At 46.8% G+C, this 22,676-nt stretch carries 26 protein-coding genes; 1 reads left to right on the forward strand and 25 read right to left on the reverse strand.

All coding sequences use genetic code 11. The annotated features are described in order from the left end of the window. Window positions 1-210 precede the first annotated feature (210 nt). From spoIVB to AD710_RS00395, 25 genes are all read right to left on the reverse strand, one after another. On the reverse strand, window positions 211-1,491 hold the full coding sequence (gene spoIVB / locus AD710_RS00275) for a SpoIVB peptidase (RefSeq protein WP_049626998.1): 1,281 nt from the start codon (window positions 1,489-1,491) through the stop codon (window positions 211-213). A 163-nt stretch (window positions 1,492-1,654) separates the two neighbouring features. Further along, window positions 1,655-3,385: a DNA repair protein RecN gene (recN, locus tag AD710_RS00280; protein ID WP_049626999.1), complete on the reverse strand. Its 1,731-nt coding sequence runs from the start codon at window positions 3,383-3,385 to the stop codon at window positions 1,655-1,657. Between the two features lie 31 nt (window positions 3,386-3,416). Further along, window positions 3,417-3,866 carry a transcriptional regulator AhrC/ArgR gene (gene ahrC / locus AD710_RS00285; RefSeq protein WP_003153173.1) on the reverse strand — a complete coding sequence of 150 codons (450 nt, stop codon included), beginning with the start codon at window positions 3,864-3,866 and terminating at the stop codon, window positions 3,417-3,419. A gap of 96 nt (window positions 3,867-3,962) precedes the next feature. After that, on the reverse strand, window positions 3,963-4,808 hold the full coding sequence (locus tag AD710_RS00290) for a TlyA family RNA methyltransferase (protein WP_049627000.1): 846 nt from the start codon (window positions 4,806-4,808) through the stop codon (window positions 3,963-3,965). Continuing rightward, entirely contained in the window at window positions 4,805-6,706 is a 1,902-nt protein-coding gene (gene dxs / locus AD710_RS00295; RefSeq protein WP_016939005.1) for a 1-deoxy-D-xylulose-5-phosphate synthase, read from the reverse strand. The genes AD710_RS00290 and dxs overlap by 4 nt, the downstream gene beginning before the upstream one ends. A gap of 142 nt (window positions 6,707-6,848) precedes the next feature. Continuing rightward, window positions 6,849-7,739, reverse strand: a complete 891-nt coding sequence (locus AD710_RS00300; protein WP_016939004.1) for a polyprenyl synthetase family protein — start codon at window positions 7,737-7,739, stop codon at window positions 6,849-6,851. Beyond that, on the reverse strand, window positions 7,729-7,983 hold the full coding sequence (locus tag AD710_RS00305; RefSeq protein ID WP_007408352.1) for an exodeoxyribonuclease VII small subunit: 255 nt from the start codon (window positions 7,981-7,983) through the stop codon (window positions 7,729-7,731). Before AD710_RS00305 ends, AD710_RS00300 begins: the two co-directional genes overlap by 11 nt. Next, window positions 7,983-9,326, reverse strand: a complete 1,344-nt coding sequence (gene xseA, locus AD710_RS00310) for an exodeoxyribonuclease VII large subunit (protein WP_049627001.1) — start codon at window positions 9,324-9,326, stop codon at window positions 7,983-7,985. The genes AD710_RS00305 and xseA overlap by 1 nt, the downstream gene beginning before the upstream one ends. A 126-nt stretch (window positions 9,327-9,452) precedes the next feature. Further along, the gene (gene folD, locus AD710_RS00315; protein ID WP_016939002.1) at window positions 9,453-10,304 is read right to left on the reverse strand and encodes a bifunctional methylenetetrahydrofolate dehydrogenase/methenyltetrahydrofolate cyclohydrolase FolD; all 852 of its coding nucleotides are present in this window, start codon (window positions 10,302-10,304) and stop codon (window positions 9,453-9,455) included. An 11-nt stretch (window positions 10,305-10,315) separates the two neighbouring features. Further along, a complete protein-coding gene (gene nusB, locus AD710_RS00320) occupies window positions 10,316-10,708 on the reverse strand; it encodes a transcription antitermination factor NusB (RefSeq protein WP_016939001.1) in 393 nt (130 codons plus the stop codon). A 264-nt stretch (window positions 10,709-10,972) separates the two neighbouring features. Then, window positions 10,973-11,380, reverse strand: coding sequence for an Asp23/Gls24 family envelope stress response protein (locus AD710_RS00325; protein WP_016938999.1), 408 nt, complete (start codon window positions 11,378-11,380; stop codon window positions 10,973-10,975). Between the two features lie 21 nt (window positions 11,381-11,401). Continuing rightward, window positions 11,402-12,754 (reverse strand): acetyl-CoA carboxylase biotin carboxylase subunit, encoded by a 1,353-nt coding sequence (gene accC, locus AD710_RS00330; RefSeq protein ID WP_016938998.1) that lies wholly within the window; start codon window positions 12,752-12,754, stop codon window positions 11,402-11,404. Between the two features lie 14 nt (window positions 12,755-12,768). Beyond that, entirely contained in the window at window positions 12,769-13,248 is a 480-nt protein-coding gene (accB, locus tag AD710_RS00335) for an acetyl-CoA carboxylase biotin carboxyl carrier protein (RefSeq protein WP_016938997.1), read from the reverse strand. Window positions 13,249-13,400: 152 nt separating this feature from the next. Continuing rightward, window positions 13,401-14,051, reverse strand: a complete 651-nt coding sequence (locus tag AD710_RS00340) for a SpoIIIAH-like family protein (protein ID WP_049627002.1) — start codon at window positions 14,049-14,051, stop codon at window positions 13,401-13,403. 3 nt (window positions 14,052-14,054) lie between these two features. Beyond that, window positions 14,055-14,747 carry a stage III sporulation protein AG gene (spoIIIAG, locus tag AD710_RS00345; protein WP_049627003.1) on the reverse strand — a complete coding sequence of 231 codons (693 nt, stop codon included), beginning with the start codon at window positions 14,745-14,747 and terminating at the stop codon, window positions 14,055-14,057. Continuing rightward, on the reverse strand, window positions 14,740-15,360 hold the full coding sequence (spoIIIAF, locus tag AD710_RS00350; RefSeq protein WP_049627004.1) for a stage III sporulation protein AF: 621 nt from the start codon (window positions 15,358-15,360) through the stop codon (window positions 14,740-14,742). Before spoIIIAF ends, spoIIIAG begins: the two co-directional genes overlap by 8 nt. Window positions 15,361-15,376: 16 nt before the next feature. Next, window positions 15,377-16,588, reverse strand: a complete 1,212-nt coding sequence (gene spoIIIAE / locus AD710_RS00355) for a stage III sporulation protein AE (protein ID WP_045926705.1) — start codon at window positions 16,586-16,588, stop codon at window positions 15,377-15,379. A 26-nt stretch (window positions 16,589-16,614) separates the two neighbouring features. Beyond that, on the reverse strand, window positions 16,615-17,004 hold the full coding sequence (spoIIIAD, locus tag AD710_RS00360; protein ID WP_071392571.1) for a stage III sporulation protein AD: 390 nt from the start codon (window positions 17,002-17,004) through the stop codon (window positions 16,615-16,617). Window positions 17,005-17,016: 12 nt separating this feature from the next. Next, entirely contained in the window at window positions 17,017-17,223 is a 207-nt protein-coding gene (gene spoIIIAC / locus AD710_RS00365; protein ID WP_003153142.1) for a stage III sporulation protein AC, read from the reverse strand. Between the two features lie 22 nt (window positions 17,224-17,245). Further along, window positions 17,246-17,761 carry a stage III sporulation protein SpoIIIAB gene (gene spoIIIAB, locus AD710_RS00370; protein WP_016938992.1) on the reverse strand — a complete coding sequence of 172 codons (516 nt, stop codon included), beginning with the start codon at window positions 17,759-17,761 and terminating at the stop codon, window positions 17,246-17,248. Next, window positions 17,755-18,678 carry a stage III sporulation protein AA gene (gene spoIIIAA / locus AD710_RS00375; protein ID WP_049627005.1) on the reverse strand — a complete coding sequence of 308 codons (924 nt, stop codon included), beginning with the start codon at window positions 18,676-18,678 and terminating at the stop codon, window positions 17,755-17,757. Before spoIIIAA ends, spoIIIAB begins: the two co-directional genes overlap by 7 nt. Window positions 18,679-18,754: 76 nt before the next feature. Then, window positions 18,755-19,036 carry a YqhV family protein gene (locus AD710_RS00380; protein ID WP_016938990.1) on the reverse strand — a complete coding sequence of 94 codons (282 nt, stop codon included), beginning with the start codon at window positions 19,034-19,036 and terminating at the stop codon, window positions 18,755-18,757. A gap of 147 nt (window positions 19,037-19,183) precedes the next feature. Then, window positions 19,184-19,741, reverse strand: a complete 558-nt coding sequence (efp, locus tag AD710_RS00385) for an elongation factor P (RefSeq protein WP_003153123.1) — start codon at window positions 19,739-19,741, stop codon at window positions 19,184-19,186. A 24-nt stretch (window positions 19,742-19,765) separates the two neighbouring features. Then, a complete protein-coding gene (locus tag AD710_RS00390; RefSeq protein ID WP_047475638.1) occupies window positions 19,766-20,827 on the reverse strand; it encodes a M24 family metallopeptidase in 1,062 nt (353 codons plus the stop codon). A gap of 131 nt (window positions 20,828-20,958) precedes the next feature. After that, window positions 20,959-21,489: a YqhR family membrane protein gene (locus tag AD710_RS00395; protein WP_049627006.1), complete on the reverse strand. Its 531-nt coding sequence runs from the start codon at window positions 21,487-21,489 to the stop codon at window positions 20,959-20,961. A gap of 221 nt (window positions 21,490-21,710) precedes the next feature. On the opposite strand from AD710_RS00395, the gene AD710_RS00400 reads away from it, so the two are divergent. Beyond that, window positions 21,711-22,667 carry a DUF1385 domain-containing protein gene (locus AD710_RS00400; protein ID WP_047475637.1) on the forward strand — a complete coding sequence of 319 codons (957 nt, stop codon included), beginning with the start codon at window positions 21,711-21,713 and terminating at the stop codon, window positions 22,665-22,667. Window positions 22,668-22,676: the final 9 nt, after the last annotated feature.

A 22,676-nucleotide genomic window follows, 5' to 3' on the forward strand; every position in this document is an offset into this window, starting at 1 on the left:
CACTACTTCCCCTTTTAAAAAATCCATATTTACCAATAATAGTGGAATATCTTTGTTTTTCTAGCATTTTCTAGGTTTTTCGACTAAAAATTAAGTTTGACAAATCAGGAAACGTGAATTTGTCGAAAAATCTTCATGTCTTATTTTACATGAATCCTGGAAAGAAGTGAAGAACGCGCACATAAAAAAAACTGCCGGATGATCCGGCAGTCAGCTTGCTTTGTCTTTTCCATAAACATCAACACCCGCTTCAGAAAGCATCCATTCGATATGAACGCCGTAGCCGCTTGTCGGATCATTGACAAACACGTGGGTTACGGCTCCGACGACCTTCCCGTTTTGGATGATCGGGCTTCCGCTCATTCCCTGAACGATTCCGCCGGTTTTTTTCAGCAGTTTCGGATCGGTCACTTTTAACACCATTCCCTTAGTTGCCGGGAATTTTTGCGGAGTGGTGCTGACGATTTCAATATCAAATTTCTCTACTTTATCGTTTTCAATAACCGTCAGCATTTGCGCCGGTCCTTTTTTCACTTCATTTGACAAAGCAATCGGAAGCGCTTTGTCTGAGATGTTGTTTTTAATCGGCTGATGCAGTTTCCCGAAAATGCCGAACGGACTGTTGCGGTTAATATCGCCGATCGTTTTCCGTTCTGACGAAAACCTCGCCAGTTTTTCGCCGGGATTGCCGCCTTTTCCTTTTTCAATTGATGTTACAGTTGAACGGACGATTTCGCCGTCTTCCACAACAATCGGTTTTTTCGTATCCATATCAGAAATGACGTGGCCCAATGCGCCGTATTTTTTTGTTTTCGGTTCAAAAAATGTCATCGTGCCGATGCCGGCTGCCGAATCACGAATATAAAGGCCGATTCGATATTTTCCCTCAGCTTCGTCCTTTGTCGGAATCAGCTTTGTCTTGATTTTTTGCTTATCGCGTTTCACCAACAAATCCAAAGATTCCCCGGTCTTACCCGCTTTTTGAATAAACGGGGCGATGTCGCTCATTTTTTCAATTTTATGTCCGTTCATTTTAATAATGATGTCGCCAGATTCAATTCCCGCTTGTTCTCCCGGAGACTTTTTCCCATCCTTTGTCATCACCTGGTGAAAGCCGACGACCAAAACACCGACTGAATGCAGTTTTACACCGATGGACTGTCCGCCCGGAATGACCTTCAATTCAGGAAGGACACGCACTTTCGTTTTTTTAATGGGAAACCCGGCAAGATCATATACTACTTCTGACCGGCCTTGTTTTTGCCCTGTTATGTTTGCATGACCGTGCTCTTCTCTCAGCGTAAAGGCTTCTGATAATTCACCCTTTTCAGCGCTTATTGATGCATTGACCGGAACGGCTTGTGTCTGGTTTTCAAAGACGCTCATTTCTGACGGTATCAGTAAATATTCTTTAAATGGCTTAAAAAAGCCTACACTTAGTAAAGAAACAAGGAGAATTACACCTATTGCTTTCCTCATGTTATCGTGCATTCATTCCTTCACTCTCCTCGCTCCTATCCCACACCACTTTCTTTTTCTGCTACCTCTATACTTTTGCCTTTCTGCACTTGATTTATAACCGGCATACGAAGAAAAACATTGGATACACTGTTAGAGAAATGGAACAAAAAAATAAGCTGCCTGTATCAGCAGCTTATCCTGTCGTTTTTACCTGTCCGGCCTGTTTTAAAAGCTCTTGCGCATGCCGTTTTGTCAGATCGGTCACTTCAACACCCGCAATCATGCGGCCGATTTCCGCTACCTTATCCTGCTTGGAAAGCGGCGTGACATGTGTTGTCGTCCGTCCGTCTTTGAATTCTTTTGCGATCAAAAGGTGCGTATCCGCCATAGCGGCAACCTGCGGCAGGTGTGTAATGCAGAGCACCTGTGAACCGGTCGATACTTTATGGATTTTTTCCGCGATGGCTTGAGCAACCCGCCCGCTTACGCCAGTGTCCACTTCATCAAAGATGATGGAAGTGACATCCTGCTGGGAAGAAAAAATACTCTTCAGCGCCAGCATCACCCTTGAAAGTTCGCCGCCGGATGCGACCTTTGACAGCGGTTTTAACGGCTCACCTGTGTTCGTTGAAATTAAAAATTTCACGAGGTCAATTCCCTTTTGGGTAAGCTGCACGGGCTGGCCGTTGACAACCGGCGCTTCACTGGCAGACGGATCGGTTTTCACGAGAAATTCCGTATCAAACGTTGATTTGCCCATATACAGGCTTTTTAATTCCCGATGAATTGCTTCCGCCAGTTTTTTCGCCCAGGCTTTTCTGATTTTTGATAAATTGGCGGCTTCTACGGCCACATCTTTGCCGACGGACTCCAGTTCCTTCTTCAGCGCTTCAAGGTGGCTGTCGCGGTTTTCGATTTGATCGATTTCCTCTTCTATTTTGGAGCCGTATTCCAGAATGTCTTCGACCGTCGCTCCGTATTTACGCTTCAGCTGTTTAATCTCGTTTAAACGGGTTTCAATAAAATTCAGCCGTTCCGGGTCATACTCCAGATCATCTAGCAGATTGCGCATTTGAAAGGTTGCATCCTCCAGCAGATAATAGGAACTTGACACACTTTCTGACAGCTTTTGCAGCGGTTCATTGATATCCGAAATGTCTTCAAGCTGGGCAGAGGCCATTCCGACCCAGTCAAGCCCCCCCTGTTCGCTGCGGAGCGCATTATAGGCGTTTTGCAATGATTCATAAATTTTTTCAAAGTTGGATATCTGCTTCCGCTCTTCTTGAAGAAGCTCGTCTTCATTCAATTCAAGCTTCGCTGATTCGATTTCTTCAAGCTGAAATTGGATCAGATCTAACCGATGCGCCATTTCCTGTTCGCTTTCCGACAGCTTCTTCACTTTTTTGAGCAGCTTCATATAACGGTCGTAGCCTTCTTGGTATGCCTGAAGCGCTGATTCGGCCTCAGCGCCCGCAAATTTATCCAAAAGCTCTAAATGTTTGTCATCTTCCATTAAAAGCTGGTTGTCATGCTGCCCGTGAATATCTAATAAAAGTCTGCCGATCTCCCTCAAAGCCGCAATCGTTACTAATTTTCCGTTGACACGGCAGACGCTTTTTCCCCCGGCATTAATGTCTCTTCTCATGACAATCATGTCGTCAGATGCGTCTATTCCCTGCTCACGGCACACCTCAAAAACGGGATGGCCGCTGTCCAAAAGAAACAGTCCTTCAAGCTCGGCCTTTGTTTCACCGTAACGGACAAATTCAGACGACCCGCGGCCGCCGACTAACAGGGAAACGGCGTCTATAATAATTGACTTGCCGGCCCCTGTTTCTCCCGTCAGGACGGTGAGCCCCCGTTCAAACGAAATCGTCAGTTCCTCTATAATGGCAAAGTTTTTTATTGATAGTTCAGCTAACAAACAGCATTCCACCTTTTATCTGATAATTACGCTACAGCAGCTCCAAAAGACGGCTTTGAACGCCCTCCGTATCTTCAGGCGTCCTGCAGATGATTAAAATTGTGTCATCTCCGCAGATCGTGCCCATGATTTCTTCCCATTCGAGATTATCCATCAAAGCGCCGATTGCCTGCGCATTCCCCGGCATCGTTTTTAATACAATCATGTGGCTTGCTGAGTCAATTTTTACGAACGCATCCATTAATGAACGCTTCAGTTTTGACAGCGGGTTGAACCGCTGATCCGCCGGCAGGCTGTATTTGTAGGAACCGTTATTGGTCGGCACCTTTACGAGATGCAGTTCTTTAATGTCCCTGGAAACAGTCGCCTGGGTTACCTTATACCCTTCTTCTCTCAGCATGTCAACTAAGTCATCCTGCGTTTCAATCTCATGGCTTGTAATAAGCTCTCTGATTTTTATATGCCTTTGGCCTTTTGTCATGTAAGCACCTCTGTTTTCAAGCTGTTCTTGTCATTATGTTAACCGCTTCTTGATAAAAAGTACATGATGGCAGAAAAAAGGAATAATAGCCCCCTATTATTCCGGTACATCTGTCTTTTTGGCTTTTAATGTTTCATGTGCTTCGCGGACGGTACGGAGAATATCTTCTTCCGGCAGTTCAGCGCCGCTTCCGTCTTCTCCCTCCCACTTCAAATGAAGCAGAAACTCGATATTGCCGTCTCCCCCTGTAATCGGTGAGAAGGACAGTCCTTTCACTGTATATCCTTCAGAAGCGGCAAACTGATTCATACGGCGGAGAACGTCAGCATGAACGCCGGGATCTCTGACAATGCCTTTTTTTCCGACTGATTCACGTCCGGCTTCAAATTGCGGCTTCACCAGTGCGATACAATCGCTTCCCGGCACAAGCAGCGTTTTTAAAACCGGCAGAATAAGACGGAGTGAGATGAAAGAAACATCGATCGTCGCGAATTCCGGCAGACCCTCTGTGAAATCGGAAGGCTCGGAATAGCGGAAATTCGTCCGTTCCATGACGACGACCCTCTCGTCCTGTCTCAGCTTCCAAGCAAGCTGATTATAGCCGACATCCACTGCGTAGGACCGCTCAGCTCCGTTTTGGAGGGCGCAATCCGTGAATCCCCCTGTAGACGAGCCGATATCAATCATCGTTTTGCCTTTTACTGAGACGGGAAACACCCCAAGAGCTTTCTCAAGCTTTAATCCGCCTCTGCTGACGTATTTAAGAGGGTTTCCTTTTACCGTTAACGGAAGATCCCGGGCGATTTTTTCACCCGGTTTGTCCAATCGGTTTTCATTTGAGTATACGATGCCCGCCATAATGGCGCGTTTCGCTTTTTCCCGCGTTTCCGCAAGGCCTTTTTCTACAAGAAGTACATCTAATCGTTCTTTTTTTGCTGTCATGATCCAATTCCTTTATGTGTCTTCGGCGGCATCAGCAGTTTAATCCGGTTCATAACCTCAGCCTTTGTGAGACCGATTTCTTCAAGCAGGGCGGTTACGCTTCCGTGCTCAATGAACCGGTCAGGAATGCCCATTCTGTCAATCGGCGTATGATACATGCCGAGGTCATGAGCGAATTCAAGAATCGTGCTTCCGAATCCGCCTTCAAGCACGGCTTCTTCAATCGTTAAAATCGGCAGACCTTCATTAAGAATCGCCTTCATCATTTGTTTATCAATCGGTTTTATGAACCGCGCATTGACGACACGCACGGACAGGCCTTCTTTTTGCAGTTCTTCAGCCGCTTCGAGCGCCATTTCAATGGTCGTTCCAAACGTTAAAATCACCGCGTCTTTTCCGGGACGGAGCACTTCCCATGTTCCGATCGGGATGGTTTTCAGCTCTTTATCCATCTTTACGCCGAGCCCGTTTCCGCGCGGGAAGCGCATCGCGATCGGACCCTCCTCATAAGCAAGAGCTGTATTGACCATATGGCGGCCTTCATTTTCATCCTTCGGCATCATTAAAACGAGGTTCGGTATATGACGCAAAAAGGCAATGTCAAAGACGCCTTGATGGGTCTCCCCGTCAGCGCCGACCAAACCCGCGCGATCAATGCCGATAAATACATTCGCGTTTTGACGGCAGATGTCATGGACGACCTGGTCATACGCCCGCTGCAAAAAGGTCGAATAGATCGCGAGAAACGGCTTCATGCCTTGAAGCGCCATTCCCGCGGCCATCGTCGCCGCATGCTGTTCTGCGATTCCGACATCAAACATGCGCTCCGGAAATTCTTTCGCAAACCCTTCCAGCTTAGAACCGACCGGCATGGCCGGTGTAATCGCGACAATTCTGTCATCCTCGCGCGCCAGCTCCTGCACGGTGCCGCTGACGAGTCCGCTCCATGAAGGCGCCGCGGCTTTCGGCTTGACGAAATCACCCGTATTGATTTTGTACGGGCCAGTCCCGTGCCATGTCCCGATTGTGTCGGTCTCTGCCGGTTTATAGCCTTTGCCCTTTTTTGTGATGACATGTAAAAGGACTGGGCCTTTTGTTTTTTTGGCGTATTGCAGGTTTTCAAACAGCTCGTGGTAGGAATGACCGTCTACCGGGCCTAAATACGTAAAGCCCAGCTCTTCAAAAAACATGCCTGACACAAGCATATATTTTAAGCTGTCTTTTATCCGCTCAGCCGTGGCGGCCAATTTTCCGCCGACGGCCGGGATGCGCTTAAATAAATATTCAAGCTCGTCTTTTACCCATTGATATTTGCCGGCCGTGCGAAGCCGGCCGAGCATAGAATGAATCGCCCCGACATTCGGCGCAATGCTCATCTCATTATCATTCAGGATGACGATCATATCTTTTTTCTCGTCGCCGATATGGTTCAGTGCTTCAAGCGCCATTCCTCCGGTTAAAGCGCCATCCCCGATAATCGGGATGATATATTCTTTCGTCCCTTTAATATCGCGGGCGGCAGCCATTCCCATCGCGCCTGAGAGCGATGTTGAGCTGTGGCCTGTTTCCCATACGTCATGTTCGCTTTCGCTGCGTTTCGGGAAACCGCAAAGCCCTTTATATTGGCGCAAGGTTTCAAACTCCTTGCCGCGTCCGGTTAACAGTTTATGAACATAGGACTGATGTCCGACATCCCATAAAAATTTATCTTTCGGACTGTCAAATTCTTTGTGAAGCGCAATCGTCAGCTCGACAACCCCAAGGTTCGGCCCGATATGGCCGCCTGAGGCAGACAGCGATGTGATGAGAAAATTGCGGATTTCCTCACCCAGCTCTTCCAGCTGTTCAATTGACATCTTTTTAAGAAATGACGGGTCCTGTATTGATAAAAGATCCAAAGCGGATCAACTCACTTTCAGCATGAATTTCTGCAAATTAAACAGTGTCTTTTTGAAAAAAGAAAAAGACTCTCTTTTTATTTTCATCGAAACTGCTTACATTTTACCATAGGAGCGGCAGCCCCTTCAAATCAGGATCGTTTTAATGATCTCTCGCCGCTATTAAATCGCAGAGGTCATGCAGCAGTTCTTTCTGAAGAGACAGGCCGCTGATGATCCGTTTCGCCTCGCTGATATGATACGAAAGCTTCTCTTTCGCACCTTCAAGCGTTAAAAGCGACGGATACGTTGATTTTTCATTCGTCGTGTCTGAACCGACCGGTTTGCCGATCTTCTCCTCATGCCCTTCAATATCAAGGATGTCGTCTCTGATTTGAAATCCGATGCCGATATGGCTGCTGAACAGACGCAGCTTTTCGATTTCATCCTCCGGCGCATCTGCCAAAATAGCGCCTGCCGTCACGGAAAAACCGAGGAGCTTGGCCGTTTTCCGCTCATGGATGGATTCCAGCTCCTCAAGCGTTACCTGCTTTTGTTCCGCTTCCATGTCGGCAGCCTGCCCGCCGACCATTCCTTCCGTTCCTGCCGCTTGGATCAGTTCCTCGACGAGACGGAGCCGTTTTTCCGCTGAAACCGCGTCAGACACGTGTGATGTGATTAATTTAAAGCTTTCTGTCAGAAGTCCGTCTCCGGCCAATACAGCTGCCGCTTCTCCGAAGACTTTATGGTTTGTCGGCTTTCCCCGGCGCAAATCATCATCGTCCATGCAAGGCAGATCATCATGGATTAAAGAATACGTATGAATCATTTCAACAGCGCATCCGACCGGAATCCCGTCTTTTTCATCTTTTCCGTAAGCATTCAAAACGGCTAAGACAACGAGGGGGCGCAGCCTCTTTCCGCCCGCTTCCAAAGAATACAGCATAGATTTTTTGAGGGTTTCCGGCATGGCGAGCCGTTCTGTATACAAGGAAAGATTCCGCTCAATCAGTTGTTTGCGCGATGCTAAAAATGCGTCCAGTTTATTTGTCACCTTCGTCTTCCTCCTGAACGCTGAAAGGTGCAAGTTCTCCGTTATCTTTTAAAATAAAGTCCATTTGTTTTTCGACATGCTGAAGCTTTTCATGGCACATTTTTGAAAGGGCCATTCCTTCCTGAAAATAATTAATCGCCTGCTCCAGCGGCACGTCTCCTTCTTCAAGCTTTGCGACAATGCCTTCAAGGCCTTTCATCGCCTCTTCAAATGTCAGCTCTTCACTTTTTTTGGTTTCTGTCATTATCGTTCGCCTCTCTTTTGCAATACTTCACACGTCAAAACGCCGTCTGTCATCTTTACTTCAAGCGTATCATGTTGTTCCACTTGATCAACGCTTTTGATCAGCTCTTTGTCTTTATAGGCCAGACTGTATCCTCTCTCCATAACTTGAAGGGGACTTAATGCATTCAGTTTACCAAGAACCGTCTGAAACTGCGAATGAAGCTGCTTCAGCTGGACATTCATGCTCCGCGTCAGCTGATTTGAGCGCTCTTCGTACCGTTTTTTCGCCTGTTTCAGCTGGGTTTCAGGGTGAAGCGCCGTTAATCTGTACGTATTCCGCTCCAGCTGCCTTTCTTTCCGCTCCGTAAGCCCTGTGAGCTGTGCTTGGAATTGCTGATACAAAAGATCAAACTGCTGTTCTTTTTGGGTATACAATCGTTTCGGAAAACGGAATGCGTAAGATGACTGGAGCGATTGAACCCGTTCTTTTTTCTTGCCGATATGCTGCTGCATCGCTCTTGTCAGGCGGACTTCTGCCGTTTTTGTCCGTTCCATTAAGTCCGTCGTGTGAGGAACGGCGATTTCTGCCGCTCCTGTAGGCGTTGCAGCCCGGATATCCGCGACGAAATCACTGATTGTAAAGTCTGTTTCATGTCCGACGGCCGATATAACCGGAATGGCGGAAGCAAAAATCGCCCGGGCGACGATTTCTTCGTTAAACGCCCACAATTCTTCGATCGAGCCCCCTCCCCTTCCGACGATCAGAACGTCACACATCTTTTGCGAATTGGCTTCTTCAATGCGCTTCACAATCGATCTGCTGGCGTTTTCACCCTGAACGAGCGCGGGAAGCACAATGACTTTCACCAGAGGGTATCTTCTTTTGAGTGTGGTAATGACGTCTCTGACGGCCGCTCCCGTCGGTGACGTGACAACCCCGATCGTGGCTGGAAAAGCGGGGATGGCCTGCTTATGCCGGTCATCAAACAACCCTTCGCCGGCAAGTTTTTTCTTTAATTCTTCATAGGCTAAGTAAAGCGCCCCAACACCGTCCGGCTGCATTTCTTTCGCGTACAGCTGATAGCTTCCGCTCGGTTCATAGACGGAGATGCCGCCTCTTACGATGACCTTCATTCCGTCCTCAGGCTTAAACGCAAGCCTTGAACTTTGCCTTTGAAACATGACGGCCTGCATGCGGGCATGCTCATCTTTTAAAGTAAAATAGATGTGGCCTCTTGTATGGATTTTAACGTTGGACAGCTCACCTTTAATCCAAATGTCTTCAAGATGAGGGTCTACATCGAATTTTCGTTTAATATATTTGGTCAGTGCGGAAACCGTGACATATGCCGCTTCACTCACATCCTGCACTCCTTTCATAAAGGCTTTTTGCCCTAAACTAAGAAAAAAACCCGCTCTGGCTGAAAGGAGCCTTAAGAAGCGGGTATCGTGCTCATTGTCACACTTTTTGTGACTGCCTCCGGTTATCTATGATAACGTACGTCTGGCAGATTTAACAGTATTATGCGCAAGCATCGTGATGGTCATCGGACCTACTCCGCCCGGGACCGGCGTAATGAAAGATGCTTTTTCTTTCGCTTCATCAAACTGAACGTCTCCGCAGAGTTTTCCGCTTTCGAGGCGGTTGACGCCGACATCAATGACAATGGCGCCCTCTTTAATTTGATCAGCTGTGATGAAGTTCGCTTTACCGACCGCAACCACAAGAATATCTGCTTTTTTCGTATGCTCAGACATATTTTTTGTACGGGAATGGCAATATGTGACGGTCGCATTTTCGTTCAGCAGCAGCTGGCCGACCGGTTTACCGACAATATTGCTTCGTCCGACTACAACAACTTCTTTGCCGGAAAGATCTACGTTCGTCTTTTTCAATAACTCGACAATTCCGTGCGGTGTGCAAGGAAGAAATGTATCTTCTCCAAGCAGCATTTTCCCGACGTTGAGAGGGTGGAAACCATCAACATCCTTATCAGGGGAGATCCGCTCGATGACGGCTTTTTCAGAAATATGATCCGGGAGCGGCAGCTGGACGAGAATGCCGTGAAATTCCGGATTTTGATTGTACTCGTCAATCACTGTTAAAAGCTCCGCTTCGGTTAAGCTTGAGTCAAAGCGGTCAAGCTTAAACTTCATTCCCATTGTTTCAGCGGCTTTTTTCTTGCCTGTCACATATGAAACAGAGGCGGGATCGTCGCCGATTAAAATGACCGCCAAGCCCGGCACTACGCCTTGTGCTTTCAGCTCTTCTACTTCTTTTGCCAATTGTTCGCGTTTTTCTTTAGCCGTTTCTTTTCCGTCGATGATTGTTGCAGTCATTTTCTTTCCTCCTATGATTCAATATCAGTTTTGATGTTAGAAAGAACCCCGTTTACGAATTTTGCAGCTTTATCGTCGCCGAACCGTTTTGCCAGCTCGATGGCTTCGTTTAATGACACGTTAGCAGGAATGTCGTCAGTATAAACCATTTCATACACCGCCAGACGGAGGATCGCGCGGTCTACGTTTGCAATCCGGTCAAGCTTCCAATTGACGAGATGGCCGGAAATCATTTCATCAAGCTGCACCTGATGTTCAAGCACTCCGTACACCAGCTGTTCAAAGAAGTCATCTGTTTTTCCGCCATCAAGCGCGTGCTCGATGGCCTCGTTCGGTGCAATATCGCTGACATCAATCTGAAAAAGTGCCTGCAAAGCTTTTTCTCTAGCTGTTCTTCTTTTCATTTTCTTTCTCCTTCAGATCCTCTTTATCCGCTTGTCGTTAAGCCTAAAGAGATCATAACATATTTTTTTCCCAATCGCATGTCGAAATTTAGGTTTTTTCACCCTAATACCGAATGTTTTTACAAACCCTTCGAATTTCATTCGGATTTCACAGCATGAAGAAACTCGGCTGCCGTTTGTAAGCCGGCTTTCTTCATGCCTGAAAAGAAGGGAAACGTATAAAAAACCAAAGGGCTGCCCATCCCCTTGGTTTTTATACGCTCATTACATTTCTTCGTCGATTTCGACTTCTTGGGCTTTCGTGTCAAATTGAATGCCGACGATATGAATATTGATTTCATTGATGGTCAGAGACGTCATATTTAATAAGGTTTGGCGGATATTCTCCTGAACGCTTGCCGCCACTTTCGGGATCGAAATCCCGAATTGAACGACGCAATAGACGTCAATAGTAATCCCGTCATCGGCTAAATCGACCTTTACGCCTTTGCCGTGATTGATTTTGCCGAAGCGTTCTACGACGCCTGTGGCGAAATTGCCGCGCATTTCAGCTATTCCTTCAACCTCGGAAGCGGCGATGCCGGCAATGACTTCAATGACTTCAGGAGCAATTTCAACTTTGCCTAAATGACCCTCATCATGATCCATTTTAAGCACACTGTTGTCTTCCATTCAATTCACCTCCCGCAAAAATTATGAGCCCATTACATCATATGTTTCTAAAAACTTTGTATTAAACTCTCCGCTGACAAATGTTTCATGTTCAAGCAGTTTCAGATGGAACGGAATCGTTGTTTCAATACCTTCAATCACAAATTCGCTCAGCGCGCGTTTCATCCGTGCGACCGCCTCATCACGCGTTGTTCCGTATGTGATGACTTTGGCAATCATGCTGTCATAGTACGGCGGGATCGAATAGCCCGGATATGCGGCTGAATCCACGCGCACGCCGAGTCCGCCCGGCGGCAGGTACATGTTAATCTTACCAGGTGAAGGCATGAAGTTTTTCGCAGGATTTTCAGCGTTGATGCGGCATTCAATCGCCCAGCCGTTAAATTCAACGTCTTCCTGTCTGAGCGAGAGCTCCTGTCCGGATGCCACTTTGATCTGTTCTTTGATCAGATCCGTTCCCGTCACCATTTCTGTGACAGGGTGCTCTACTTGAATACGCGTGTTCATCTCCATGAAGTAATAGCGCTGTTCTCTGTAGTCATAAATGAACTCTACTGTACCGGCTCCCGTGTAACCGACGGCCTTCGCTGCTTTTACCGCTGCTTCACCCATCTGCTCTCTGATTTCAGAATCAAGCGCAGGTGACGGCGACTCTTCAAGAAGTTTTTGCAGACGTCTTTGGATAGAACAGTCACGCTCTCCAAGATGGATCGTGTTTCCGTAATTATCGGCAAGCACCTGAATTTCAACATGGCGGAAATCTTCTATGTACTTCTCGATGTACACACCCGGATTTCCGAATGCCGTAGCGGCCTCCTGCTGGGTGATTTCGATGCCTTTAATCATCTCTTCTTCTGTGCGTGCGACCCGGATGCCTTTTCCGCCTCCGCCCGCAGTGGCTTTTATAATCACAGGATACCCAATTTCACCCGCAAGCGAAACCGCTTCTTCGGTATTTTTTATGATTCCTTTTGAACCGGGCACAATCGGCACGCCCGCTTGCTGCATCGTGTCACGTGCGATATCTTTTGTCCCCATCTTCGAAATGGCGTCAGCCGAAGGGCCGACAAACGTCACGTTTAATTCCTCGCACAGCTCGGCAAAATCGGCGTTTTCAGCTAAGAATCCGTATCCCGGATGAATCGCATCCGTACCGGTCAGCTTTGCGACGCTGACGATGTTCGTTACATTTAAATAGCTGTCTTTTGATGTTTTCGGCCCGATACAAAAAGCCTCATCGGCCATTTGGACATGCAGGGCCTCTTTATCTGCCTCAGAATAAACGGCTACAGTTTCAATGCCAAGCTCTTTGCAGGCCCGGATGATTCTGACGGCAATTTCTCCTCGGTTGGCGATCAATAGCTTTTTAATCATAATAGCAGGTCTCCTTACTCAGCTTTTACAAGAAATAGAGGTTGTCCGTATTCGACCAGCTGGCCGTTTTCAACTAACACTTCAACGATTTCTCCTTTTACTTCCGCTTCAATCTCGTTAAAGAGTTTCATTGCTTCTACGATACAAACCACTGTATTTTCGTTCACTTTTGAACCTTGGTTTACGTAAGGGCCGGCTTCCGGCGATGAAGAAGCATAAAACGTTCCGACCATCGGAGACGTAATTTTGTGCAGGTTTTCATCTTGTTTCGGCGCTTCCTGAACAGGATCAGCTTCGCGCGCTTCCGGTTTTGCAGCCTGCGGAGCAGGTGCGTAAGCGGCGGGAACAGCTGGAGCTTGTCCCGTTATATTCACTGCCGGCGCTTCATTTTTTTTCAGCTTCAGACTTACGCCTTCCATCTCGTAAACAAATTCGTCAATGGAAGATTCATCGATTCTTTTTATCAGTTCATGAATTTCGTTGATTTTTAACATCAGTTCCACTCCTATGTATAAAAAATAGAAATTTATGGGTTGCTACTAAAAGTACATACTATGTTTATCTTACAGGAGCGGTTGTGTAAATTCAACACTGATCTAAAATGACAGCAAAAAAGCCCGCAGCGGGTGCGGGCGGTTCAGGCATCTTATTTTGTCGGTTCAAACGTAACGGCGACGTCTTTCATCGACTTGATTTCTTTTTTCACCAGGTCAATGATGGCGGAAGCTTTTGCGTTGGAATGTTTGTCAGACATGACCGTAATGTTGATTTTGTCACCTTCAGCATCCACGAGCGCATCTTTGTAGCCTTGCGTTTTAATGAGCGTTTCCAGCTGTTTTTCTTTCCCTTCCGCATTGCTCAGCGCCGTCATTTTATCGTAGGCTTCGCTTTTTTCTTTTGCTGTCGCATCATCGCTTGAAACGATGCTGTTTAACTGTTCTCTTTCTTTGCTTCTCGCGTCTTCAAGTTCCAAGCGGTATGCGGTAAATAAATTTTCATCAGCTGTTTCTGTGGCGACCGATCCGTCTTTTTCCGATGCTTCGGCTGACGTTTCTTTATCCTCTTTTGTGCCTTTAGAATCTTTCGTTCCTTTTGTTCCGTCTTCTTTTTCTGTGCCGCCTTCGCTCTTTTCTTCCGTTTTAGGAGCCGGCGTTTTTTCTGTGGCGATTTCCCCGCTGCTTTTTTCGGTTTTCATCTGCACGGCATTTTTGCTTTCCGGCGACATAATATAATAAACACTTAATACCACGACGAGACTGAGCATTGTTAAAAGCCAAACCGTTTGTTTTTTCAGCATGATTTATGAATCCTCCTTGATTTTTTTAGGGGCAACCGCTACACGGTAGCTCGGAACATCAAGCACCCTTGTGACGGCATCAATGATGGTTTTTTTTATTTGAACGTTGTCCACTCCTTGAGCAACAACGAGTACACCGCGGATATCGGGTTTTTTCGTCTGAACGACGACCGGGGTTTCCTGATCCCCGTTTCGAATCATGACAATTTGTTCTTCAGAGGTTTGATCGGTTACGCTTCTTTTGCCGCCTTCTTTATCGGTTTCTTCAGTGGTGGTGTCTTTTTTCGTTTTATTTTTCTCAAACACTTTTAAAGATGTGGCGTCTACGTTTACGACTATTGATACATCCTCCACGCCGATAATCGTTTCAAGGATCTCTTTCAGCTGGTTTTCATAGTCTCTCTCGTAATCATCAATCGTGTTTTTGGCGCTGCTGTCTTTTGATGCTTTAAAAACGGGTGCGCTTTTTTGCCCGCTCTTATCGTCTGTACGGCCGGACATGACGGTCTGCGCCGTTTCGCCCTTCCCGGTTTTTTCCGGTGAAGAGAACATCTGGCTGACCAGCATAAAAGATACGCCGAGCACAAACACGAACAGAAAGTAATGATATTTTGTCAGTTTTGGTTTTTCTCCGTCTTTCGCCTGTCCGATCATCAGCTGTTTTTTGAGTGTGGTCCATAGTCCGTTTTTATTCATGGCCGTTTTTCTCCCCGCCTTCCATATAAACCGTAATTTTCTCACTGCCGATTTCCCATATATCCGCAAGTTTTTCTTTGATGACTGCGGCCTCCTTTTTGCCGGCTGCGCCTTCGGGTTCGTATTTGCGGTCTGTGCGGATGTCGATCGGTGCGACGGTTTGCACGGTTTTTTCAGAAGATGGGGCCATATACACGCTGATCGTTTTTACATCTTCTTCTGAACGAACCTGTTCTTCCGCTGTAAGGCGGATGTCGTCTATTTTGTATTCGTCATGACTGAACATCTCCTCCGCTTTCTTTTTTAGTTGGACAGCCATTTCTTCTAAAACATATGCGCGGTTTGATGCTTGTATTTCTTTTTTTTCTGATTTGATTTGATTTTTTATGTCAGCGGATTGAGATTGCTCTTGTTTTGTCAAATAATCGAAGATGATCTCCGGGTCTGTTTTGAAAAGTTTGAATATCGGGTTGAGCATGACAATGATTAACAGCAGGCTGACAACCATCTTTGCGTATTTTTGCATACTGGAGCTGGGCAGCAGCATGTCGATGACGATGGCAAATAAGATAAACAAAATAATGCTTGTCAGCCATTCTGTTAAAAAGCTCATATCCAATGGGCCTCCTTTATTTCATCATCATGGTGAGATTTCCTGCTGTAATAATGACTGTGATGCTGAGGAAAAACATGAGAGAGACAATGGCGAGCGCCGCAAAAATATAGAGCACGCTTCTGCTGATGACGCCGAGACACGTAATGACGGGCCCGCCTCCGAGCGGCTGCAGAATGGCGGCCGCGAGCTTATAAATAAAAGCGAGAGAAAGCACTTTGATCGCCGGAAATGCGGAGATACAGATCAAAATTCCGACACCGAGGATTCCCACAGTGTTTTTTAATAAGAGTGAGGCGCTGATGACCGTATCGGTCGCATCCGTAAACATCCGGCCGAGCACGGGAATAAAATTGCCCGTTATAAATTTTGCAGTCCTGAGGGTGATCCCGTCTGTCACGGCAGCCGAAGCCCCCTGAACGGAGATGACGCCGAGAAACACGGTGAGGAATACGGCAAGCGCGCCGATCGCGATATTTCTGAGGAGATTGGCAAGCTGTGTGACTTTGTATTGATCTGTCATTGTACTGACGATGCTTAAAATCGCTGACAGGAAGATAAGCGGCATGACGATGTTTTGAATGAGCAGGCCGCTCGTATTCATCAGAAATAAAATAACGGGGTGAAAAAAGGCAGCGGAAACGGCTCCACCGGAAGATGCCAAAAGCGCGAGCAAAAGCGGGATCAGCGCGAGAATGAAGCTTGTCATCGTCTGAATCGCTTCACTGGCATAATTGACGGCAACATGAAAGCTGTTTAAAGCGAGAATAATCAGTACCATATAAACAATCGCATAAGCCACTTTGCTGACGGTGCTCTGCTGGAACGCATTTTGCAGCAGCTGCAGAATGACGCAAAAAATGGTGAGAAGGATTAAAGTTCCCAGAAGTTTTCCGTTTGCGAGCACTTCATGAAACAGATAGGAAAATAAGGCCTTCAGCCACGCCTCAGGCGAGAACGTTTTTTCTCCGTTAATAAAGTCGATGATGCTTCCCTTTTGGCTTTCCGGCAGAAGACCGCCGTATTCTGTCATAATGTCGTCCCAGAACTTTCCGATGCCTTCTGTTTTCAGCGCTTCGGCCTGCTTTTTCGCCGCTTCATCAGCCGTTTCTTGGTGAACTGCGGTTTCCTGCGCCGCACCGTCTGTTCCGGCAGCTTGTACACATTCAGTCTGAAAAATTAAGAGGAGGATGAACAAAAAAGCCCCCGCCCACCGAAAGCGCTTCATTTTTTGCGCCCCCTTTCCCTTTATGATTAAGAAGGAATAAGTCCGAGAATCGTTTCAATAATAACGGTCAGTATCGGCACGGCCATCACGAGGATCAAAATCTTCCCGGCCAGCTCTATTTTCGAAGCAATCGCTCCCTGGCCCGCATCTTTTGTCAGCTGTGCTCCGAATTCAGCGATGTAGGCGATGCCGATAATTTTTAAAATGGTTTCCACATAGACCATATTGACATTTGCATTGACGGCTATTTTTTCTATCATTCTGATAATGTCGTAAATCTGGTCGATGAGATAAAGAAAGATCACGCAGCCGCTGAAGACGACAATCATAAACGCGAAAGTCGGTTTCTGTTCTTTTACGATCAGGGAGAGAAACGTGGCAATCAGGCCTAAACCTACAATTTGAACAATCTCAATCTGTAAGCCCCCCTATCCTTGGAATAGAAACACAGCTTTGATCTTTTTGAACAGGTCATCGACAATCGTCGCCACCATAAATAAAATATAGATAAAGCCAAGCAGCGTCACCCATTGGGCGTATTCTTTTTTTCCCATTTGATCAAGTATGGTGTGCAGAAACGCAACCACGATACCGACTCCGGCGATTTGAAAAATGACATTTACGTCGACTCCCATTTTATGTTTGCTCCCCTCATGTTTACATCAATAGAAGAATGAGTAACAGTCCGGCTAAAAACCCTAAACTTTTCACCATTTTTTCATTTTTCGCCTGCGCCCGTCCGGCATCCGCTTCCGCCGCTTCCAAATGTGTAAGCGCAAGCTTGATATGTTTCTGCTGAGAAACGCGGTCATGGAGCCCAAGCGTCTCCCCAAATTGCTTCAGCACATCGTATTCGCTTTTTTTCATCGCCATGGAGGGCCAGTTATGTTTCAAGCTCTGTTCCCAGGCTGTTTTGGCGGAATCGCTTCCCTGCTCAAGCCTCCTGCTGAAAGCTTGAAACAATGACGATACAGGCTTGGAAAGCTGTGCGGCGATTTGTCCCGAAGCAATGTGCAGCGGCGTATGCCCGAACATAATTTCCGCTTCAAGCGATTGCAGCGCCGCACGCAGCTGACGGATCTGTCTCGGCCTTTCAATATAGATTTTGGCGATCTCAAATCCCGTCCATGTCGTCGCCGTCAGAATGAACACGGCACCCAAAAGCTTCAGCATGTCATCACGCTCTCAGCATGCGGAACCGGTTCTCCGTCCTTTCCATACATCCTGCTGATCGTTCCCGGACCGCGGCGTCTTGACAGCTCTACATACCGGTCAAACACTTTTTCCTCCCAAAGCATTTTCAGCGACGGCCTCTTGACCAAGTCTTTCATATTCCATCCGTGCGCGGATACGATAACGGTTACGCCGGCATGGAGCGCCTCCATCAGCGCTTTTGAGTCTTCCATTCTCCCGATCTCATCTGCGATCATGACATCGGGACTCATAGAGCGGATCATCATCATCAGCCCTTCCGCTTTCGGACAGGCGTCAAGAACATCCACTCTGCGGCCGAAACTGTGCTGGGGAATGCCCCGCAGGCAGCCGGCAATTTCTGAGCGTTCATCTACGATAGCGGTCTTTTTCGCCGGAATACGTTTCGATCCGGTGCTTGAAAGCCGGGCCAAATCACGAAGCAAGGTCGTTTTCCCCGTTTGCGGAGGGCCGATGATCAGCGTATTCAGCCAGTTTTCTTTCCATAAGAAAGGGATGAGCGGTTCTGCGATGCCAAGCTTCTCCCGGGCGATTCGAATATTAAAGGAGGTAATATCCCGGAGTCCTTTGACGGCTCCGTTTTCGACGATGACTCTTCCGGCGAGCCCCACACGGTGGCCTCCTCTGATTGTGATATATCCTTTTTTCAGCTCTTCTTCCAGCGTGTACATGCTGTAATTGCTGAGCCGGCTGAGGATCAGCTGTGCGTCGCCGGCCGTACAGATATATGACAAAAACAAAGGTTGTCCTTTTCGGATCAGTTCAACCGGCCTGCCGACGCGGATTCTGATTTCCTCTGTATCCCGCCACGCTTCTTCAGACACGGCGGAGATGTTATCTCTCAATAATTCAGGGAGAACCTCTGTAATTTCATTCAATAGAGTCTCCTCCTTTTTTACCGATTGGCTTCTTTAAAATGTATGATCCGGGACAGACTTTATGACACCCGGACCCCTATTTGTGAACACCAGCTAGAATCAGCACAACCCCCGCGAAAATCAAAATCAATTTTGCATATGAAAGCTGTCCGGCAATCTGATAAATACCGATCGTCATCGTGATGATAAAAATCAGCGGGCCGACGATTGCCAAAATACTATTTACCACAACCGCTTTTCTGATGTCGTTTGTAACAAGCATGATAATGGCCGCCGATAATTCAATGAGAGAGGACAAAACTCGTAAACCGGCCATCGTTAAAACAGTAGAATTGATTGAACCAAACAAAAATTTCATTGCAATCCCCCAACTTCAAGCATTTTGTTACACTATATGCTCTAGCTGACGGAAGTAGTCTCACTATTTTCATATAGAAGAAAGATTCTGTTTCAGAACGCAAAAAAAGCCTGCCCCGTAAAAGGAGCAGACTTCGTATGTCTTTGACTATGCTCTTGACACGTAAGAGCCGTCTGATGTATTTACAACAAGCGTATCGCCTTCGTTCACGAAGAACGGTACGTTTACGACAAGACCTGTTTCCGTTTTGGCAGGTTTTGTGCCGCCTGACGCCGTGTCGCCTTTAATTCCCGGCTCTGTTTCAACAACTTTCAGTTCAACTGTGTTCGGCAGTTCAATACCGAGCGTTTCAGATTGATACATCATGATGTGCACAGACATATTTTCCAAAAGATATTTTAATTCTTCTTCGATTTGGTTTTCGTTCAATTCAAGCTGTTCATATGAGCTTGTATCCATGAACACGTGCTGATCTCCGTTGGCATAAAGATACTGCATCGTTTTTGTTTCGATTTGCGCTTTCGCCACTTTTTCACCAGCACGGAATGTTTTCTCCTGAATAGCACCCGTGCGCAGATTGCGAAGTTTAGAACGGACAAATGCCGCGCCTTTTCCCGGCTTTACGTGCTGGAAGTCAACGACGCGCCAAATGCCGCCGTCTACTTCAATCGTTAATCCTGTACGAAAATCGTTAACTGAAATCATGTTTGATGTCCTCCTATATTCCAATCACAAAATAATTAATTCTTTAGGGGAATGCGTAATTGTCCGGTTGCCGTCCTCTGTGATGATGATATCATCTTCGATTCTTGCGCCCCCAACTTCCGGTATGTATATGCCCGGCTCAACCGTTACCGCCATGCCCGGCTCAAGAACGGCCGATGACCTGAAAGACAGCCCCGGTGATTCATGGACCTCCATTCCGAATCCGTGTCCTGTTGAATGGCCGAAATACTGTCCGTAGCCTTTTGCGGTGATGTGATCCCTCGTCAGGGCATCCGCTTCTTTTCCCGTCATGCCGGGTTTAATATGCAAAACGCCAAGCGCCTGGGCATCGTATACGACCTGATAAATTTCTTTCAGTTTATCACTAGGCTCTCCGACCGCGACGGTGCGTGTGATATCAGAACAATAGCCTTTATAATACGCGCCGAAATCGAGCGTGACCAAGTCTCCCTTTTCAATCAATTTGCCGCTTGCCACTCCGTGCGGAAGGCTGGATCTCACTCCCGAGGCGACGATCATATCAAAGGAAGAACCGTCTGCTCCCTGACGTCTCATATAAAATTCAAGCTCATTCGCAACTGAAATCTCTGAGATGCCCGGTTTGATAAACGTCAGAATATGTTCAAACGCATCATCCGCAATCTTCGCAGCTTCCTCTAATATCTTAATCTCTTCACTTGACTTAATCAAGCGCAACTTTTCAACGGAATCCGCGACGGGAACCATCTCCGATTCCTGCAGCACCGCTTGGTAGGATGCATATGTTCCGTACGTCATGCTGTTTTGCTCAAAGCCGAGTTTTTTAATGCCGTACTCAAGAATTGTATCCGCAGCGGTTTGGATTAAGCTTCCGCCGTGCTCGATAATATCGAAGCCCTTTACTTGCGCCTTCGCCTGCTCGGTGTAACGGAAATCCGTGATAAATGCCGCGCGTTCTTTCGATATGACCGCAAGGCCTGACGAACCCGTAAATCCCGTCATATACTGCAGATTGGCAGAGCTTGTCACCAACATTCCGTCTATATCCAGCTGACCGAACAGATTTCGCAATTTCTCAAGTTTCATTCCCTTTCTCCTCCTCGCCGATTCTTGACTGCCGCCTGACACCGCGGGAGCATCCCCATCCGGTTTTCAGCATAAAAAATGTTCACTTCTCGTGAACATTTTACCATACCGGACAGGGATTATACACTTATTCACTTGTTGCCGAGCGCCCTTGCAAGCTTGTCTGACGTAAGCTCATTGTAGTTGAAAGAAATCGAGTAGCCGACAAACAAACCATACAGAATGTAAAGGCAAATCGTCGTCACGATTGTATCTGATTTCAATTCAGTGACAGATTTCACGTCTTCGAAAATCGGATTGAATAAGAAAAAAACCGCGCACCATAAAATGACGCCGTATACCATCCCCGGCCACATCGTTTTAAAACGCTTCAGACAGACGAAATATATAAATGCCCCGGCAATCGAAATGAATCCGATGACAACGATGCTGACCATCGTGCCGAGCCATTGTTTTTTCCATTCTCCGATCATAAACGGCTGAAGAATCATGTTGGGACTGATCTCTGAAAAATGAAAGATATATCCGAGATAGCCGATCAAACTCCAAAATACACCGCCGGCAAATCCGATACCGCAAATTCTGCCGGTAAATGAAACAGGCTGCTGATCATCACCCTGATTCTTTTTTTCTTCCTGTTCTGAATGTTTTTCGCTGGTCATCATGGCACCTCCAGTCATAGAATGCCCCAAAATTGAAAAGTCATAAAAAGTTCCGCCATATTTTCATTTAATGAGTAAATTCTAAGGAAACCGGGTATACTGCTTGTAGAAAAAGCATTGATTTTCCGGCTGTCAAACTAGAGGTTTACTGCTGTTTCCTGTACAATAGAGTGAAAGGAAATGGTTAGTAAATCCTAAGAAAACAGGCAGGTTGATAAACAATGTCCAAACACAAAACGCCGCCCGCATACGGCGGTCAGGCTGTCGTTGAAGGGGTTATGTTCGGCGGCAGAAAAAATTATGTTACCGCCATCCGCAGGAATGACGGAAGCATTGATTTTTTCAAGCTTCCGAGAGTGCCGAACCCCAAGCTTTCGGTTTTAAAAAAGATTCCTTTTTTGCGGGGAATCGTCGCAATTATCGAGGCAAGCGCCAACGGCACAAAGCATTTAAACTTCTCCAGCGAACGTTACGGGCTTGACCCCCAAGATGACGCCAAGCTGGAACAGGAAGATAAGAAGGGTTCGGGATTATCGATGTTTTTCAGCCTGGCGGTGATCGGCGTTCTATCGTTTTTGTTCAGCAAATTCGTTTTTACGCTCGTCCCGGTCTTTTTAGCTGAGCTTGTAAGGCCCGTTTTTTCCTCAGACGCAGCGCAGATCGGCATCGAAAGCCTGTTTAAGCTTATCCTGCTTCTCGGCTACATTTATTTTTTATCAATGACGCCGTTAATTAAAAGAGTGTTTCAATATCATGGAGCCGAACATAAGGTCATAAACTGTTATGAACAGAATTTACCAATTACGATAGAAAATGTTCAGAAACAGTCGCGGCTGCATTACCGATGCGGTTCAAGCTTTATCTTATTTACGATCATTGTCGGCATGTTTGTCTATTTACTCGTTCCGACAGATCCGCTTTGGGTGCGGATTTTAGACAGGATTGCGCTTATACCGGCCGTCCTCGGCATCTCCTTTGAAGTGCTTCAGCTGACGAACAGGGTTCGGAATATCCCCGTTTTGAAGGTGCTCGGTTATCCCGGCCTGTGGCTGCAGCTTTTAACGACAAAGGAACCGGAAGATGACCAAGTCGAGGTTGCCATAGAAAGCTTTAACGAGCTTCTCAGACTGGAAGACATTTCAGAACAGAGCGAAAAGCCGTCTCACAACGCAATCTGAACCGTTACC

This window comes from Bacillus sp. JFL15, assembly GCF_001184225.1.
In the GTDB taxonomy this organism is placed as follows: domain Bacteria; phylum Bacillota; class Bacilli; order Bacillales; family Bacillaceae; genus Bacillus; species Bacillus siamensis.